General features: G+C 35.9%; 17 protein-coding genes. 14 read left to right on the forward strand and 3 right to left on the reverse strand.

Annotated features, from left to right (window positions below; translation table 11 throughout):
- The first annotated feature begins 1 nt into the window (after position 1).
- Together ftsY and H3U49_RS01100 are read left to right on the forward strand one after the other, a co-directional pair.
- Positions 2-1,186 (forward strand): signal recognition particle-docking protein FtsY, encoded by a 1,185-nt coding sequence (gene ftsY / locus H3U49_RS01095; RefSeq protein WP_198179003.1) that lies wholly within the window; start codon positions 2-4, stop codon positions 1,184-1,186.
- Between the two features lie 34 nt (positions 1,187-1,220).
- On the forward strand, positions 1,221-2,645 hold the full coding sequence (locus H3U49_RS01100; RefSeq protein ID WP_198179005.1) for a C69 family dipeptidase: 1,425 nt from the start codon (positions 1,221-1,223) through the stop codon (positions 2,643-2,645).
- 63 nt (positions 2,646-2,708) lie between these two features.
- Here the strand turns inward: H3U49_RS01100 and H3U49_RS01105 are convergent, their stop codons facing one another.
- Positions 2,709-4,139 (reverse strand): amino acid permease, encoded by a 1,431-nt coding sequence (locus H3U49_RS01105; RefSeq protein ID WP_198179008.1) that lies wholly within the window; start codon positions 4,137-4,139, stop codon positions 2,709-2,711.
- 400 nt (positions 4,140-4,539) lie between these two features.
- Here H3U49_RS01105 and ylxM point away from each other — a divergent pair, with 400 nt between their 5' ends.
- The 7 genes from ylxM (at position 4,540) to H3U49_RS01140 (ending at position 9,296) form a co-directional block, all read left to right on the forward strand.
- On the forward strand, positions 4,540-4,881 hold the full coding sequence (gene ylxM, locus H3U49_RS01110; protein WP_198179010.1) for a YlxM family DNA-binding protein: 342 nt from the start codon (positions 4,540-4,542) through the stop codon (positions 4,879-4,881).
- 4 nt (positions 4,882-4,885) lie between these two features.
- Complete coding sequence (gene ffh / locus H3U49_RS01115; RefSeq protein WP_198179012.1) at positions 4,886-6,313, forward strand: signal recognition particle protein; 1,428 nt, start codon at positions 4,886-4,888, stop codon at positions 6,311-6,313.
- 85 nt (positions 6,314-6,398) lie between these two features.
- Positions 6,399-6,671, forward strand: coding sequence for a 30S ribosomal protein S16 (gene rpsP, locus H3U49_RS01120; protein WP_038523039.1), 273 nt, complete (start codon positions 6,399-6,401; stop codon positions 6,669-6,671).
- 64 nt (positions 6,672-6,735) lie between these two features.
- Positions 6,736-7,251 (forward strand): ribosome maturation factor RimM, encoded by a 516-nt coding sequence (rimM, locus tag H3U49_RS01125; RefSeq protein WP_198179014.1) that lies wholly within the window; start codon positions 6,736-6,738, stop codon positions 7,249-7,251.
- A complete protein-coding gene (gene trmD / locus H3U49_RS01130; RefSeq protein ID WP_198179016.1) occupies positions 7,241-7,960 on the forward strand; it encodes a tRNA (guanosine(37)-N1)-methyltransferase TrmD in 720 nt (239 codons plus the stop codon). Before rimM ends, trmD begins: the two co-directional genes overlap by 11 nt.
- Before the next feature lie 123 nt (positions 7,961-8,083).
- On the forward strand, positions 8,084-8,431 hold the full coding sequence (gene rplS / locus H3U49_RS01135; RefSeq protein ID WP_034981588.1) for a 50S ribosomal protein L19: 348 nt from the start codon (positions 8,084-8,086) through the stop codon (positions 8,429-8,431).
- A 100-nt stretch (positions 8,432-8,531) separates the two neighbouring features.
- On the forward strand, positions 8,532-9,296 hold the full coding sequence (locus H3U49_RS01140) for a nucleoside phosphorylase (protein ID WP_198179018.1): 765 nt from the start codon (positions 8,532-8,534) through the stop codon (positions 9,294-9,296).
- 231 nt (positions 9,297-9,527) lie between these two features.
- Here H3U49_RS01140 and H3U49_RS01145 read toward each other — a convergent pair whose 3' ends face one another.
- On the reverse strand, positions 9,528-9,821 hold the full coding sequence (locus H3U49_RS01145) for a hypothetical protein (RefSeq protein ID WP_198179020.1): 294 nt from the start codon (positions 9,819-9,821) through the stop codon (positions 9,528-9,530).
- Between the two features lie 60 nt (positions 9,822-9,881).
- On the opposite strand from H3U49_RS01145, the gene H3U49_RS01150 reads away from it, so the two are divergent.
- Positions 9,882-10,256 carry a MerR family transcriptional regulator gene (locus H3U49_RS01150; RefSeq protein WP_198179022.1) on the forward strand — a complete coding sequence of 125 codons (375 nt, stop codon included), beginning with the start codon at positions 9,882-9,884 and terminating at the stop codon, positions 10,254-10,256.
- Positions 10,257-10,293: 37 nt separating this feature from the next.
- On the opposite strand, the gene lexA is transcribed toward H3U49_RS01150, so the two are convergent.
- Positions 10,294-10,917 (reverse strand): transcriptional repressor LexA, encoded by a 624-nt coding sequence (lexA, locus tag H3U49_RS01155; RefSeq protein ID WP_198179024.1) that lies wholly within the window; start codon positions 10,915-10,917, stop codon positions 10,294-10,296.
- 143 nt (positions 10,918-11,060) lie between these two features.
- Between lexA and H3U49_RS01160 the strand changes: the two genes are divergently transcribed.
- The 4 genes from H3U49_RS01160 (at position 11,061) to H3U49_RS01175 (ending at position 15,213) form a co-directional block, all read left to right on the forward strand.
- Positions 11,061-11,309: a DUF896 domain-containing protein gene (locus tag H3U49_RS01160; protein ID WP_198179026.1), complete on the forward strand. Its 249-nt coding sequence runs from the start codon at positions 11,061-11,063 to the stop codon at positions 11,307-11,309.
- 69 nt (positions 11,310-11,378) lie between these two features.
- Positions 11,379-11,594, forward strand: a complete 216-nt coding sequence (locus H3U49_RS01165) for a YneF family protein (RefSeq protein ID WP_046332244.1) — start codon at positions 11,379-11,381, stop codon at positions 11,592-11,594.
- Positions 11,595-11,666: 72 nt separating this feature from the next.
- Positions 11,667-13,433 carry an ABC transporter ATP-binding protein gene (locus tag H3U49_RS01170; protein WP_198179027.1) on the forward strand — a complete coding sequence of 589 codons (1,767 nt, stop codon included), beginning with the start codon at positions 11,667-11,669 and terminating at the stop codon, positions 13,431-13,433.
- A complete protein-coding gene (locus H3U49_RS01175; RefSeq protein WP_198179028.1) occupies positions 13,423-15,213 on the forward strand; it encodes an ABC transporter ATP-binding protein in 1,791 nt (596 codons plus the stop codon). The genes H3U49_RS01170 and H3U49_RS01175 overlap by 11 nt, the downstream gene beginning before the upstream one ends.
- The last annotated feature ends 94 nt before the right edge of the window (positions 15,214-15,307 follow it).

Raw genomic sequence — 15,307 nt, forward strand, 5'->3', positions numbered from 1 at the left:
AGTGGGTTTATTTGATAAGATAAAAAAATCTTTATTTGGTGAAGAAAATAGTAAAGCTACTGATGATTCACAGAATCAATCAGAAAAAGAGCAACAAGAATCTTCTGAGGAGCTAAAAAACAAGGAAGAGATAACCTCTGAGGAAAAACAAACTTCAGAAAAGAATGAATCAGAAAACGATAATTCGACAGCTTTTCAGGAAGAAGAATCTTTAGAGCAAGAAACTGAGGATGAGCCTGATAACGAAAAGCAAAATGAAACTGAATTATATGAAAAAGGTTTAGAGAAAACTAATCAGGGCTTTGGGGCTCGATTAAATCGCTTTTTTGCCCAGTTCAGGACTGTTGACGAAGATTTCTTTGATGACTTGGAAGAGCTGCTAATTGAATCAGATGTCGGTTACGAGACTGCCGAAGAATTGACTGACGAACTGCGAGATGAAGCAAAATTGCAGAAAGCCAAGTCGCGAGATGATTTGAAAAAAGTTATTGTTGAAAAATTAGTTAATCTTTATGACCAAAGTGGTAATTCCGAAAATGAAAAATTAAAGTCTCATAACGATGGCAAGCCGAATATTTATCTTTTTGTAGGTGTAAATGGCGCGGGCAAAACCACAACAATCGGAAAATTGGCTAAAAGATTTAAAGATGAAGGAAAGTCAGTTCTTTTAGCAGCAGCAGATACTTTCAGAGCTGGTGCAGTTGAACAATTATCAGAATGGGGCGAAAGAGTCGGTGTTCCAGTAGTAACTGGAAAAGAACAAGCTGACCCTGCTTCAGTGGTTTATGATGCGACTGATAAGGCCCTTAAAGAAAATTATGATTATTTATTAGTGGATACTGCTGGTCGTTTACAAAATAAAAAGAATTTAATGAATGAGCTGGAAAAAATTGAACGGACAATTAAAAAGCAAGCACCAGAAGAGCCAACAGAAACTCTATTAGTTTTAGACGGCTCAACTGGTCAAAATGCACTCCTTCAAGCTAAGGATTTTGATAAGACTACCAAATTAACTGGATTGGTATTGACTAAATTGGATGGCTCATCAAAGGGCGGAGTCGTTTTAGCAATTAGAAATGAGATGAAATTGCCGGTAAAATTAGTTGGTTTGGGTGAAAAAGCTAGCGATTTGGCTGATTTTGATGCCGCAAACTATGCTGTCGGACTATTTCATGATTTAATTTAAGAATAGATTTTTTAAAGGGAGATATTGAGATTTAATGAAAGAATATAGTGCATGTACAACAATTTTAGTAGGTAAAAAGGCTTCAGTTGACGGTTCGACCATGATTGCTCGTAATGATGACACTTTTCGTCCCATTACACCGCAAAAATTTATTATCAGACCCGCTGCAAAAGATGAATCAGGTCGTAAAATTAAGTCTTGGTTGAATAAGTTTGAATTAGACTTACCTGAAAATGCTCAGGCCGTTCCAGCTGTACCAAATGTTGATTACAAAAACCGTGGTTATTACGATGAGAGTGGTATTAATCAAGAAAATGTGGCAATGTCTTGTACTGAATCAACTTATGGTAATGAGAGAGCACTCGCATATGATCCACTGGTAAAAGATGGGCTTGATGAAGATTGTATGCAGTCAGTTGTTTTGCCTTATATTCATTCTGCTAGAAATGGAGTTGAATATTTAGGCAAACTGATCGCTAAATATGGTTCACCTGCAGGTAACTCAGTTCTTTTTGGCGACAAAGATGAGATCTGGTATATGGAAATTGTCACAGGTCATCACTGGGTAGCGCAACGTATTCCAGATGATGCTTATGCAATTGCTGCAAATCGGGTTTCCATTGAACAAGTAGATTTTTCTGATTCAGACAACTTTATGTGGAGCGAAGGCATTCAGGAATTTGTTGCCGATCACAACTTAAATGTTGATCATCAGGGATGGAATTTCCGTCATATTTTTGGTACTTATAGTGAACAAGATAGGTTTTATAATACTAATCGTGTTTGGTACGGGCAAAAATATTTTAATCCCGAAATTGAACAAGATCCTACCGATGGTGATTTACCTTTCATTCGGCGAGCTGCTAAGAAAATAACTAGAGAAGACATTGAATTTGTGCTTGGTAGTCATTACCAAAACACTCCCTATGATCCTTTTGGTAAAGGCACGGAAGAAGAGAAACATCGTTTCCGTCCAATAGGTTTAAATAGAACGCAAAATTCACACATTTTACAGATTAGAAATGATGTTGACCCTGATAAAGCAGCAATAATGTGGCTTTGTATTGGTGGACCAACCTTCACGCCTTTTGTACCATTCTTTGCTAATATGAACGATACAGATCCGTCTTACAATAACACATCAATGGAGTATAATCTTAGCGATGCTTGGTGGTACTACAAATCTCTTGCGGCACTTGTAGAAACGCATTACCCACAATTTGTGCAATTAGATACTGACTATTTAAATGAGCTTAACCAATACTATTGCAGACGTGTAGAAGATGTCATTGCTCAAGCTCAAGGCAAAACAGGTGCAGAATTGACTTCATATTTGACCAAGGCCAATCAAGAAACAGTTGCTTATACTAGAAAACGGTCAGAAAAATTATGGGCACAGATGATGATTGATTCAATCAATATGTCAAAATTAACTTTTAATATGGATGAAAATCTGTAAATTTAATTGTATTAAAAAAGTCTGGAAAATTTCCAGACTTTTTTGTTACGTGGTTAATGTCAGTTACTTAATTTTTTTATTCATGGCTGAATGACGAATACCATAAAGCAAGTAAATTATAATGCCGATTAGAGACCAAATTAGCATGTATTTCTTAGCTTGCATATCTAATCCCCAAAATACAGCAAGGGACCCCAAGAATGCCAATAAGGGCAAGACAGGATACCATGGCATTTTAAATGCCGGATCAGCAATGTCTTTGCCCTCACGTGGACGCAGGCGATAAATTCCTAGCGAAACAAACATGAAAGCAATTAGAGTTCCTGCTGAAACTAGCTGTGTTAAAAATGAAAAAGGAATAAACGCTGATATGATAATTGCAATTACCGCGACAGTCCACAGAGAATTTGCAGGACGATGATCTTTATTCAATTTACCTAGTCCTTTAGGAATCATGCCATCGCGGCCAAATGAATATACCAAACGAGAGCTTGCCATACAGAGACCAATCAAAGCAGTAAACATTCCTAAAATAGCAACAGATTGAACTATAGTGGCAATATGGCCAAAGCCCGTTTTCCTTAAAGCATATCCTACAGGTTCAGCGGAATTTAAATATTGTTGGTATGGCACCATTCCCACGAGCACCAAGCTAACAGCAACAAATAGCACTACTGCAATTAATAAAGAACCAATAATTCCTCGAGGCATGGTCTTTTGCGGATTAATAGCTTCTGCTGAGTTTGAAGCAATGGTATCAAAGCCTAAAAATGAAATATAAATCATTGATACACCAGCATAAATTCCTTGCCAACCACCAAAAGGTCCATGAGCTGTTGGGCGATAGTGAGGTATAAAAGGAATAAAATTAGTTTTTTTCACTACAGTCAGACCAACAAACACAAAAAGCAAAATTGCCAGCACTTTGACCACCACCAGCACATTCTCAACTCGGGAAGCTTTAGATACTCCAAAACTGACTAAAAAAGCTGCTAGTAAAATTGCTAAAAGGGCAACTAAGTCAAACATTCCCCCATTTACACCTAAAGGATTAGCTAAAGCCGCAGGTAATTTCCAACCTAAAGGAGCTATTAATGCCCGTAGGTTTGCTGACAGACCGGAACTTATAAAAGCCATGCCAATTAAGTATTCGGCTAAAAGAGCCCAGCCAGAGAACCAGCCCCAAAACTCGCCAAAAATAACGTTGATCCAAGAATAAACAGAACCAGCAAAAGGCATTGCAGCTGCCATCTCTGCATAGGCAAAGGCCACCATACCAGCTACTATTGAAGCGACTACACAGGATATTGCGACTGCTGGTCCTGTGTGTAATGCCGCTACTTCACCAGGCAAGGTGAAGATTGAAGTTGAAACAATGGTACCAACACCTAGTGCCAAAAAATCACGAACCCTAAGAGTTCTAACTAAATGACCGTCTTTTTCCTGATATATTCCAGGATCTTCTTTCCGGTTCATCAATTTCCATAAATTCACTCTGAATTGCTCCTTAAGAATAAATTTTTTAGTCATTTTAAAAGTACTTTTTACATTTAAAAAGTTCACACGAATATCGACTAAAGTGCGAACTTGTTTAATGATTAATTGGCTTAAACAACCAGTGTCATTTAACGGTTTAAAATACTTTTGAAAAAATGGCTGTTATTAAAATAAAAGACGGTACAAAATTACAAATATTCGTGTACCGCCTAGATTTATAATTTCAAAGAATTGTTGGTCTCCATGAGAGATAATAAAATTCCTAAAAATTAATTAAATTAATGATACAGATTTTGGCTTCAAAAAGCAAGAAATTGCGGCAGACCTTAAGTAAAATTTTGGTTTTCAAGATCGTCATTTTTCGACATTTTTGCTATACTTGTTCAAGGTGAGGGTAATGGATGATCTCGAAAAAAATGAAATATTGGGTGATTTATACGCCTATTATGGTGGTCTTTTAACTAAGAGTCAGAAGAGTTATTTTGAAGATTATTATTATAATGACCTGTCCTTAGGAGAAATAGCTAGCAATCATCATGTTTCACGTCAGGCAGTTTACGACAATTTACGTCGCTGTCGCAAATTGTTAAAAAATTACGAAGACAATTTACATATGCAAAGAGACTACAATATGATAGAAGATAAATTAACTGAAGTTGTAGTTGCACTGAAAAAAAGCAAATCAAGCCAAGCTTTACAAATAACTACTGATTTAATAAATCAACTGAGGGGAGAGTAATTCCATGGCATTTGAAAATTTAAGCGAAAGAATTCAAAAGGCCTTAAAGAATTTAACAGGAAAAGGGAAAATATCAGAAGATGACATCAATAGTGCTAGTCGGGAAATTAGACTGGCATTACTAGAAGCTGATGTTAACTTTAAAGTTGTTAAAGATTTTATCAAAAAAATAAAGCAAGAAGCTCTCGGAAAAGAAGTTCAGGAAAGTCTTAATCCGGGCCAGCAAGTCATCAAGATCGTTAATGATGAATTAACCAAGATGATGGGTGAAAGTGCGGTTTCTCTAAATAAATCTAAGCATATTCCTACCATTATTATGATGGTCGGTTTACAAGGTACAGGTAAAACTACCACAGTCGGTAAATTAGCCAACAGGTTAATACAAAAAGAAAAAGCTAGACCGCTGTTAATTGCTGGCGATATTTATCGTCCAGCTGCTGTTGACCAGTTGCAACAAATTGGTGATCAGCTAAAAGTTCCTGTTTATAGTGAAAAAGATCAAAAAGATGTAGCGCAAATAGTAAAAGACGGTTTGAGTCAAGCCGATAAAAATAAAAATGATTATGTCATTATTGATACCGCTGGACGTTTGGAAATTGATGAACCATTAATGGAAGAACTTGAGCGCGTTAAAGAAGTCGCCCAACCAGACAATATTTTGCTGGTAGTAGATGCCATGACCGGTCAAGCTGCAACTGATGTGGCTAAGGGCTTTGACAGCCGCTTGGATATTACGGGCGTAATTTTAACCAAACTTGACGGTGATACCCGTGGTGGTGCTGCACTGTCAATCAGAGCAGTAACCGGCAAGCCAATTATTTATACCGGTCAAGGTGAAAAATTAACCGACCTGGAACAATTCTATCCTGATCGGATGGCCTCTAGAATTCTGGGCATGGGTGACATGCTGACTTTGATTGAAAAAGCCCAACAGGATTATGATGCTAAAAAGGCTGAAGAAGTTGCTGAAAAAATGAAAGAAAATACTTTTGATTTCAACGACTTTGTTGATCAGATTGAGCAAGTTGAAAAAATGGGCCCACTTGACCAGCTGATCAAGATGATTCCGGGAATGGCAAACAATCCCCAGCTTAAGAATGTCAACTTTGATAAAAAACAAATTGTTTATGTGAAAGCAATTATTTCATCAATGACAGAAGAAGAACGAGAAAATCCAGAATTGCTTAATCCAAGCCGCAGAAGAAGAATTGCAGCAGGTTCTGGTCGACCTGTAGTTGAAGTCAACAGAATGATTAAGCAATTTAAACAGGCCCGCGATATGATGAGCAAAATTACCAAGGGTAATTTTAAGGGAATGGATAATTTGCCAGGAATGAATTCTCCAATGGGCCGGATGGCTATGCGTCACATGGGTAAGAAATTCAAGAAAAACAAGAAAAAGCGCATGAAGGTCAAGAGATACCATTCATAAAAATCACCTGTTAAGTAAAAACACTTTACACCTTAAAAAATAAGTGCTATATTATTTAACGTAACTTTTAGGAGGAAATAAATTTATGTCAGTAAAAATTCGTATGCGCCGTATGGGTGCCAAAAGAAAACCTTTTTATAGAATAGTTGTCGCTGATTCCAGAATGCCACGTGATGGTCGTTTTATTGAAGAAGTTGGGTATTATAATCCAGTTTCTGTTCCTAAGGAATTGAAATTAGACGAAGACAAGATTTTTGAATGGTTGAAGAAAGGTGCACAACCTTCAGATACTGTACGTTCACTTCTTTCAGGTGCAGGTTTAATGAAGAAACTGCATGATTCAAAATTCAATAAATAGTGAATCGTTTGTTAAAAGTTTGAAGTTGACTGCTTCAAACTTTTTTCTTTGACTAGGAGAAACTATGCAATTTTATGATGTTGCGCGTATTTTATCTACACATGGTCTTAAGGGAGAAGTAAAGGTTGCTTTGATTACAGATTTTCCGGAGGAACGATTTGCTGCAAAAAAAGAATTAGCTTTAAAAGATAATCAACAAAAAAAGTTGACGGTTAAAAGCAGCAGGCCTTTTAAACAATTTTGGCTAGTTCAATTTAATGAGATCTCTGATATTGATAGTGCTAAGAAATTGGTCGGCGAAACTTTAGTTGTTAGTGAGCAAAATCAACATGAACTTCCAGATGGTGCATATTATTATCGGGATATTTTAGGCTGTGAAGTGATAGATAATCATTCTGGGGTTAAGCTGGGTCAAATAACTGGTATTGAGACTCCCGGTGCAAACGACGTTTGGGAAGTTACCGAACAAAATGGTAATGAATATTTAATTCCCTATATTGACAAAGTAGTTAAGAAAATAGATGTTGCACATAAAAAGATTTATGTAGAACTTTTGGAAGGGTTACGTAATGAAGATTAACGTATTAACGCTTTTTCCTGATATGTTTACACCATTGACGACCTCAATGCTTGGAAGAGGTCTTGAAGATGATAAATGGCAACTCAATCTAGTAAATTTTCGCGATTTTACCACTGATGTTCATCATCACGTTGATGATAGTCCATATGGTGGCGGCGCTGGCATGGTTTTGCAAGTCATGCCGATTAAAAAAGCCCTTGATTCACTTAAAAATAAGGGCAAAGTAATCATTACTGCACCACAGGGTAAAACTTTTAATCAAAAAATGGCACAAGACTGGTCTCAAGAAGAAAACTTGACATTTATTTGCGGTCATTATGAGGGCTTTGATCAACGCGTTTATAATTTGGCTGATGAAATTGTTTCAATAGGTGATTATGTCTTAACGGGTGGTGAACTGCCAACTATGAGTATGATAGACGCTACAGTCAGGTTAATACCAGGAATTTTGGGCAATGATGCTTCACCAGTAGAAGAAAGCTTTGCTCACGGCTTGCTGGAATATCCCCAATATACCAGGCCGGAAAATTTTCAAGGAAAAAAAGTACCGGAAGTATTAACATCTGGTAATCACCAAAAAATTGCGCAGTGGCGTCACAAGGAAGCTTTGCGTGCAACTTATTTACACAGACCTGATTTGCTTAAAAATTATACTTTAAGTGAAGAAGAAGAAAAAATGATGGCGGAAATAAAACGAGAAGAAGATTAAACTTGATTTTACCTGTTATTTTTGCTAGTATGATTGAGGTGTAAATTTATATTACACTAATAGTTAGGGGTATTCCGCTTACGTAGAGAACGCTAATGAATGCCGCAGAAGGAGAAAATAAAAATGGATCCATTAATTCAAGAATTAACTAAAGAACAATTACGTGACGATATTCCTGACTTTCGTGCAGGAGACACAGTTCGTGTTCATGTTCGTGTTGTTGAAGGCTCACATGAACGTATTCAGATGTTTGAAGGCGTTGTTATTAAGCGTAAGGGCACTGGAATTGGTGCCAGCTACACCGTACGTAAAATGGCATCTGGTGTTGGTGTTGAGCGTACTTTTCCAGTAAACGATCCACGTGTTGCCAAGGTTGAAGTATTGCGTCACGGTCGTGTACGTCGTGCTAAACTTTACTACTTACGTGATCGTCACGGTAAATCTGCTAGAATTGCAGAAAAGCGTCGTTAATTCACGCTTAAGTAAAAGAGAATCATTCCGTAAAGGGATGATTCTCTTTTTTGTTTATGTTAAAATCTTCAGCAATATATTTTTATTGAGGAGAAAAATTATGAATGAACCGTTTTTGTTAAATTTTGATTCTGAATCGAGGGCTGTTTTAGAACCGGATCACGAACAAGAAATTAATAACTTTCATTTTCAGCCCAAGCTGCTGTTTGCATTTTTAACTCCCGACGTGATCAGTAGTTTCTTGGCCCGTTATCCTCATAAAAAGCTCGGGTTCTTTGACTGTTTTGAAGGTGAAACCCCAATTTATCAGGTTGACTTAGACGGACAAAAAATTACTTTTTGTCAGGCAAAGATAGGTGCTGCAGCTGCTGTAGAGCTATTAGATTGGTTAATAAGTTACGGTGTTAAACAGATTTTAGCAATAGGATCAGCCGGCTGCTTAGTTGATTTACCAGAAAACTATTTTCTAGTGCCTACAAGAGCTATTAGAGATGAGGGTACATCCTTTCATTATATGAAACCAGGAACATACATTGACTTGAAGTCCGAGTTTCTAACGAAGACAAAAAAGTTACTGAGTCAAGAGGGCTTTAAGGTTGAAGAAGTAACTACCTGGACAACTGATGGTTTCTTTAGGGAAACTGTCAAGAAAGTAAAGCAAGCTAAAGAATTGGGGGCTTCTAGTGTAGAGATGGAATGTGCAGCAATGGCTGCGTGTGCACAATTCAGAGAGGCAGATTTTGCACAAATATTATTTACAGCCGATTCACTTAAAGATATAGAAAATCATGATGACAGAGGCTGGGGTAGGGATGCCCATGAAGCAGCAATTAATTTAGCTGCCAATATCATTAGTAAAATTTAACCAAGTTTGTGAAAAATTACTGTTGTGAAACCAAAGTGAAACAGCGTTATTATTCACAAGTAAATAACATAAAAGCTTTAGTAACAGCATTTTTAAGCATAATTTCAATATAAAGATTGTGAATTGATTTAAAGCATTAGTTGTGGAAAGTCAATTTCTTGCCATTATGACAGTATTTTGAGACGTTACGCTTGACTGCTAACAGGAATTTTGCCAGATGAATATCTAAAATTACTTAAAGCTCAGGCAAATCAAAATAATAGTCAAAATTAGTCTGATAAACCAGTGAGACCAAGTGATTTGTCCGTAAAGAAAAATACCATTTGCTAGAGCGGAAAGTAAAACTGCTACTAGAAATATAGTAGTTAAAAGTGGTTTTTTTAGAAAACTTCCGGCAATAATGCCTAATGCGGACAAGACGTTGATCATGATTAGCCAAATTGGCAAACTAGTAAAAGATGAAAAGCTGGCGCTAATCATGAGAACACCATATATAATAGTTAAAAAGATTGTTAGATATGACATTTTAATACCTCCTGCTAAAATTTAATCATCTGGGGTCGACCCTACGTCAAGGAGATAATTATGTATTTGAAAGAATTTATGCAAAAGGAAAATACTACACGTGATACAGTTAGACATTATATCTACTTAAACTTAATAACTCCTGCTCGTAAGGGAAGAAACTATTGGTTTACTGAAAACGAATGTGATATTTTTGAAGCAGTTAAAGAGTTTCAAGACTTGGGTTTTTCGCTGCAAGAAATAAAAGACATAAAAAAACTACACGATGAGTCGTGTAGTACTGAAAAGCAACGTAAACAAAACTTAAAGTTAATTAAGGATAAAATCGCCGTTATATCTGCAAAAATAAACAAATTAAAAATGCAGAAAAAAGTATTGGCAGAAGTAAAAAAAACTCTGCAGAAAAAAAGCATTATTGAAACTCGCAAAAAATAATTTTTATTTATCCCAATAATGCTATAAAGCTCTTTTGTTAAATAATAGTGTTACGGTATAGTCCAACTACTTTACCTAAAATGTGGACGCTTGACAATATAATCGGTGCCATCGTATCATTTTCAGGCTGCAAACGATAGTGACCTTTTTCCTTGTAAAATCGTTTTACAGTTGCTTCATTTTCATCTGTCATTGCTACTACAATTTCACCGTTAATTGCTGAAGATTGTTTGCGGACGATTACGTTATCTCCGTTGAGGATACCGGCGTTAATCATACTTTCACCATGAACTCTTAGCATAAAGAGGTCTCCGGCATCATTTGCTAAATCAGGAGGTAAGGGAAAGTAATCTTCGATGTCTTCAACAGCCAGAATTGGTTGGCCGGCTGTGACATCGCCGACTACAGGAATTTTTTTCGGCTGAACGCCTATCGCTTTTTTTCCTTCATCGGTTATTTCCAATGCTCTTGGTTTTGTAGCATCCTTTATTAATAATCCCTTATTTTCAAGCCTTGACAAATGGCCATGTACAGTAGAAGTGGAAGATAAATCTACAGCATGGCAAATTTCACGAACAGTGGGAGGAAAACCTCTGTCTTCAACCGTTTCATATATATAGCGTAAAATTTGTAATTGCTTAGTGTTTTGTTTTGTAGTCATAGTTATCTCCAGTATTTTAAACGTTTTCTTATATATTTAATTTTAGCAAAATAAATCGTATACTACAAACAAACGTTCTGAAAATTTAAAACTTTTTTTCCTGCTGATAATAATGTAGACTTTTTTAATGAGAGGTGCTTAAAATGAATGAAGATCTTGAGAAAAAAATGATAAATCGAATAAATGAACTTTATCATAAAAAGGAATCTGTTGGACTAACAGAAGCCGAGGAAAAGGAACGAAAAAAGTTACATCGGGAATTTATTAAAAACTTTAGAGCAGGCTTTAAACAAGACGTTGAAAATTTGGTCATAATTGATAAAAATGGCAATGAAATTACATCTGAGAAAGCCAAGAAAGCTCAAAGAGAAAAAGGTTTAAGAAAAGATTAACTTTGATCTTTAATTTTATTGAATTTTTAGGTAAGATATACCTATTGGACAAATTGAGGTGATTATTTTATGAACTTAGGATTAGCGATTTTTCTAATAGTTATAGCACTGTTGTTAGGCCTAGTGGGTGGTTTTTACGGTGCCAGAGCATATATGAAAAAATATTTTAAGGATAATCCGCCAATCAGTGAAGATATGATTGTTGCCATGATGTCTCAAATGGGCCAAAAACCTTCAGCCAAGAAGGTAAACCAAGTGATGAACATGATGAAGCACCAAAAGTAAAAACTTACTAGATTGAAATAGTGTGGCGGAGAACGATATCTCCGCTTTTTTACTGAATTTTTTAGGTGAATAATGGGTATATTTTTTAAATTAGGCTGGTTTTTTAAAAAAGAGAAAAAGCGTTACCTCATAGGTATTACATTTTTAGCATTAACTTCAGTTGTGAACTTGGTGCCACCAAGGATTTTAGGCCTAATGGCTGATCAATTAGATAAAGGACATATTAGTTGGCAGGAATACGGTCTACTGATTTTGGCTATCATTTTAGCGGCCTTATTACTCTATGGCTTTCGCTATTTTTGGCGTAGTCAGATTTGGGGTGGAGCAGCTGAACTGGAACTGCAATTAAGATCAAAATTATTTCGTCATTTCATGGCTATGGATCGCACTTTTTATCAACGTCACAGAACTGGTGATTTGATGGCTCACGCCACAAATGATGTTTCGGCGGTTCAGGAAGTTGCGGGTGAAGGTGTCTTAACATTAGTAGATTCACTCATAATGAGCGTATCCACTATGGTGGCCATGATTGCTTTTGTTGATTGGCGTTTAACACTTGTAGCTCTTCTGCCTTTGCCATTTTTGGCTTGGGGAGCATGGAAATTAGGAGACAGGCTACATGATGCTTTTGATAAATCTCAAGCAGCTTTTTCCAAATTAAACAATAAAACTCAAGAATCTGTTTCAGGTATCAAAGTTTTAAAAACTTTTGGACAAGGTAAAGAAGATACAGCCGCTTTCAACCAAATGATAGACAATACTATAAAAATCAATAAAAAAGTTTTTAAATGGGATTCTATGTTTGATCCATTAGGTACATTTCTTATTGGTTTGACATATACCATAACTATCATTTATGGCGGAATGTTAGTTTTTAACAAGGCTCTCACTATTGGCCAGTTAGTTTCATTTATAGCATATATCGGCAATATGGTCTGGCCGATGTTTGCGATTGGGTATCTTTTTAATATACTAGAGCGAGGAAGTGCTAGTTACGACCGTATTGAAAAGCTGCTGGAAGAAAAATCTGAAATCACCGACAAAAATGCTGATCAAAAATTATCTGCCAAAGATATTGCTGGGGATCTTATTTATCATGTTAAATATTTTGCATACCCAGATGAACCTAAAGTTCAAGTATTAAATAATATCGACTTTACGTTAAAGACAGGGCAAACTCTGGGTCTTGTTGGTAAAGTAGGGGCTGGAAAAACTACCATCATACAGCTTTTACTAAGGGAATTTGACAAATATGATGGTCATATTACCTTAAATGGACATGATATCAGGGAGATCCCGCTTAATGTTTTATTGCGCCAAATATCATATGTGCCCCAAGATAATTACTTATTTTCAACCAGTATTCAAAAAAATATTGCTTTTTCAAAAGCAGACAGTAATGAAAGTGCTATTGTTGCTGCAGCAAAGAAAAGTGATCTGCACAATGATATATTACAAATGCCTGGTGGCTACAATACTTTGGTTGGTGAAAACGGTGTTTCACTTTCCGGAGGACAAAAACAACGTATGTCCATTGCCCGCGCCTTGCTGAAGCAAAGTCAAATTTTAGTTTTAGATGATGCACTGTCAGCTGTTGATGCCAGAACTGAAATGGCTATTTTACATTCTTTGAAAAAAGAACGAAAAGGCAAGACAACTTTAATTGCTACGCATAGACTTACATCAGTAATGAATGCTGATTTGATTTTAGTACTAAAAAATGGTCGGATTGTTGAACGAGGAACTCATGACCAGTTGCTAAAATTAAATGGTTGGTATGCAGATATGTGGCAAAGACAAGAGTTAGAAGATAAGGTAGGTAACTCCAATGGACGATGAAAACTCATTTCAATCAGTCTGGTCGCAAGAGATTCCAGTAAAAGAACAGCTTAGCATTTTTAAACGTTTATTGCGGTTTGTAATGCATTTTAAAAATGAAATGATTATTGCTGGTATAGGTGCCTTTTTAGTAAGTGTAATCAACGTTTTACTGCCATATGGTTTACAGTATTTTTTGGATAACTTTTTGAGTAAAACTGATGTTACAACACAAATAATTTTATTTGCGGGTTTTCTTTACGCATTTGGTTCTGTTGTCAAAGGAATTTTACAATTTACCTATGAGTACTTTTTTGCTTTAGGATCAGAAAAATCGCTAGAAGGCTTGCGGTTAGAACTTTATAAAAAGTTGCATACATTAGGGATGCGCTACTTTGACCAAACTCCAGCCGGTTCAATAGTCTCAAGAGTAACAAACGATACTATGACCTTGAGTAATTTTCTAACTGTATTATCAAGTGTGGTAATTTCATTTTTCTCAATCATTTCAGCAATGGTAGCAATGTTTTCTACAAATGTAATGGCTGGACTGATAGTACTTGCTTTTTTGCCCGTACTTTTAGTGATCATATGGCAATATTCTAAAAGGAGTTCTAAACTTTATCGTAGTTATCGTGAGCGATTGAGTCGCATCAATACTAACTTAAATGAATCAATTGAAGGTGTTTCTTTAATTCAACAATTTAAGCAAGAAGAGCGCATGACTAATCATTTTGAAAATGAAAATAATGCTTTAATGAAAACAAGATTTGATATGATTAATCTTAATTCATTTTTGCTGTCACCTTTAACTAGTCTATTATATTCACTTGCATTAGCTTTAACTTTAATGTATTTTGGTTTTCCGTTAAGGAAAACATTCGTGCCAGCGGGTGTAGTTTACGCATTTTCACAATATATTTCCCAGTTTTTTAATCCAATTGCCAATATGATGGATCAGATGACTTTCTTCCAAGACGGTATTGTAGCAGGTAAAAGAATTTTTCGGATATTAGATAATACTGATTACGAGCCACAACAAAAAGCTGAGGCTGGTTTAACAATTAATCAAGGAAAGATTGAGTTTAAGCACGTAAGTTTTTCATATGATGGTAAAAACGAAATTTTACATGATATATCTTTCACAGTTAATCCCGGAGAAACTTTAGGCATAGTTGGCCATACAGGTTCTGGTAAAAGTTCAATTATTAACGTAATGATGCGTTTTTATGAATTTTATAAAGGTGAAGTACTAATTGATGGTGTTGACATTAAAAAGTATCCAAAAGCAGAATTACGCAAAAAACTGGGATTGGTATTGCAAGAACCCTTCATGTTCTATGGAGATATTAATTCCAATATTCGACTTTATAACAAAAACATCACTGACGAGCAAATTAAAAAAGCTGCAGAAACCGTTCAGGCAGATAGCTTTATTGAGAATCTCCCTGGAAAGTACCATGCTAAAGTAGGTGAAGGCGGCAGCGAGTTTAGTCAAGGCCAAAGGCAATTGATTTCATTTGCAAGGACTTTAGTAACAGATCCAAAGATATTGGTTTTGGATGAAGCAACTGCAAATGTTGATACTGAAACTGAAACGCTCATTCAGCAGGGACTAAAGAGATTGCGCAAAGGCCGCACAACTTTGGCTATAGCGCACAGACTTTCAACTATTGTTGATGCAGATCAAATTATTGTTTTAAATGATGGCAAAATAGTAGAAAGAGGCAATCATGAAAAACTTCTTTCACAAAAAGGTTATTATTATAATTTATATACCTTACAGAATAGCCAAAAGTGAAAAAAAGCACAAAGCTAAAAACTTTGTGCTTTTTTATATTTGGTATTGACAGCGTTTACATTAAAGAGTAAATTTATCATGTTAGCAGTAGCTA

It is taken from the genome of Lactobacillus sp. W8174 (genome assembly GCF_016100975.1).
Lineage (GTDB): Bacteria > Bacillota > Bacilli > Lactobacillales > Lactobacillaceae > Lactobacillus > Lactobacillus juensis.

Bases quoted from the DNA above. Each gene is read 5' to 3' on its own strand.
- lexA (WP_198179024.1), bottom strand. From the start codon at position 10,917: ATGACTACAAAACAAAACACTAAGCAATTACAAATTTTACGCTATATA.
- rplS (WP_034981588.1), top strand. From the start codon at position 8,084: ATGGATCCATTAATTCAAGAATTAACTAAAGAACAATTACGTGACGAT.
- H3U49_RS01165 (WP_046332244.1), top strand. From the start codon at position 11,379: ATGAACTTAGGATTAGCGATTTTTCTAATAGTTATAGCACTGTTGTTA.
- rimM (WP_198179014.1), top strand. From the start codon at position 6,736: ATGCAATTTTATGATGTTGCGCGTATTTTATCTACACATGGTCTTAAG.
- H3U49_RS01175 (WP_198179028.1), top strand. From the start codon at position 13,423: ATGGACGATGAAAACTCATTTCAATCAGTCTGGTCGCAAGAGATTCCA.
- H3U49_RS01100 (WP_198179005.1), top strand. From the start codon at position 1,221: ATGAAAGAATATAGTGCATGTACAACAATTTTAGTAGGTAAAAAGGCT.
- H3U49_RS01145 (WP_198179020.1), bottom strand. From the start codon at position 9,821: ATGTCATATCTAACAATCTTTTTAACTATTATATATGGTGTTCTCATG.
- H3U49_RS01170 (WP_198179027.1), top strand. From the start codon at position 11,667: ATGGGTATATTTTTTAAATTAGGCTGGTTTTTTAAAAAAGAGAAAAAG.
- ylxM (WP_198179010.1), top strand. From the start codon at position 4,540: ATGGATGATCTCGAAAAAAATGAAATATTGGGTGATTTATACGCCTAT.
- H3U49_RS01160 (WP_198179026.1), top strand. From the start codon at position 11,061: ATGAATGAAGATCTTGAGAAAAAAATGATAAATCGAATAAATGAACTT.
- H3U49_RS01150 (WP_198179022.1), top strand. From the start codon at position 9,882: ATGTATTTGAAAGAATTTATGCAAAAGGAAAATACTACACGTGATACA.
- trmD (WP_198179016.1), top strand. From the start codon at position 7,241: ATGAAGATTAACGTATTAACGCTTTTTCCTGATATGTTTACACCATTG.
- ffh (WP_198179012.1), top strand. From the start codon at position 4,886: ATGGCATTTGAAAATTTAAGCGAAAGAATTCAAAAGGCCTTAAAGAAT.
- rpsP (WP_038523039.1), top strand. From the start codon at position 6,399: ATGTCAGTAAAAATTCGTATGCGCCGTATGGGTGCCAAAAGAAAACCT.
- H3U49_RS01140 (WP_198179018.1), top strand. From the start codon at position 8,532: ATGAATGAACCGTTTTTGTTAAATTTTGATTCTGAATCGAGGGCTGTT.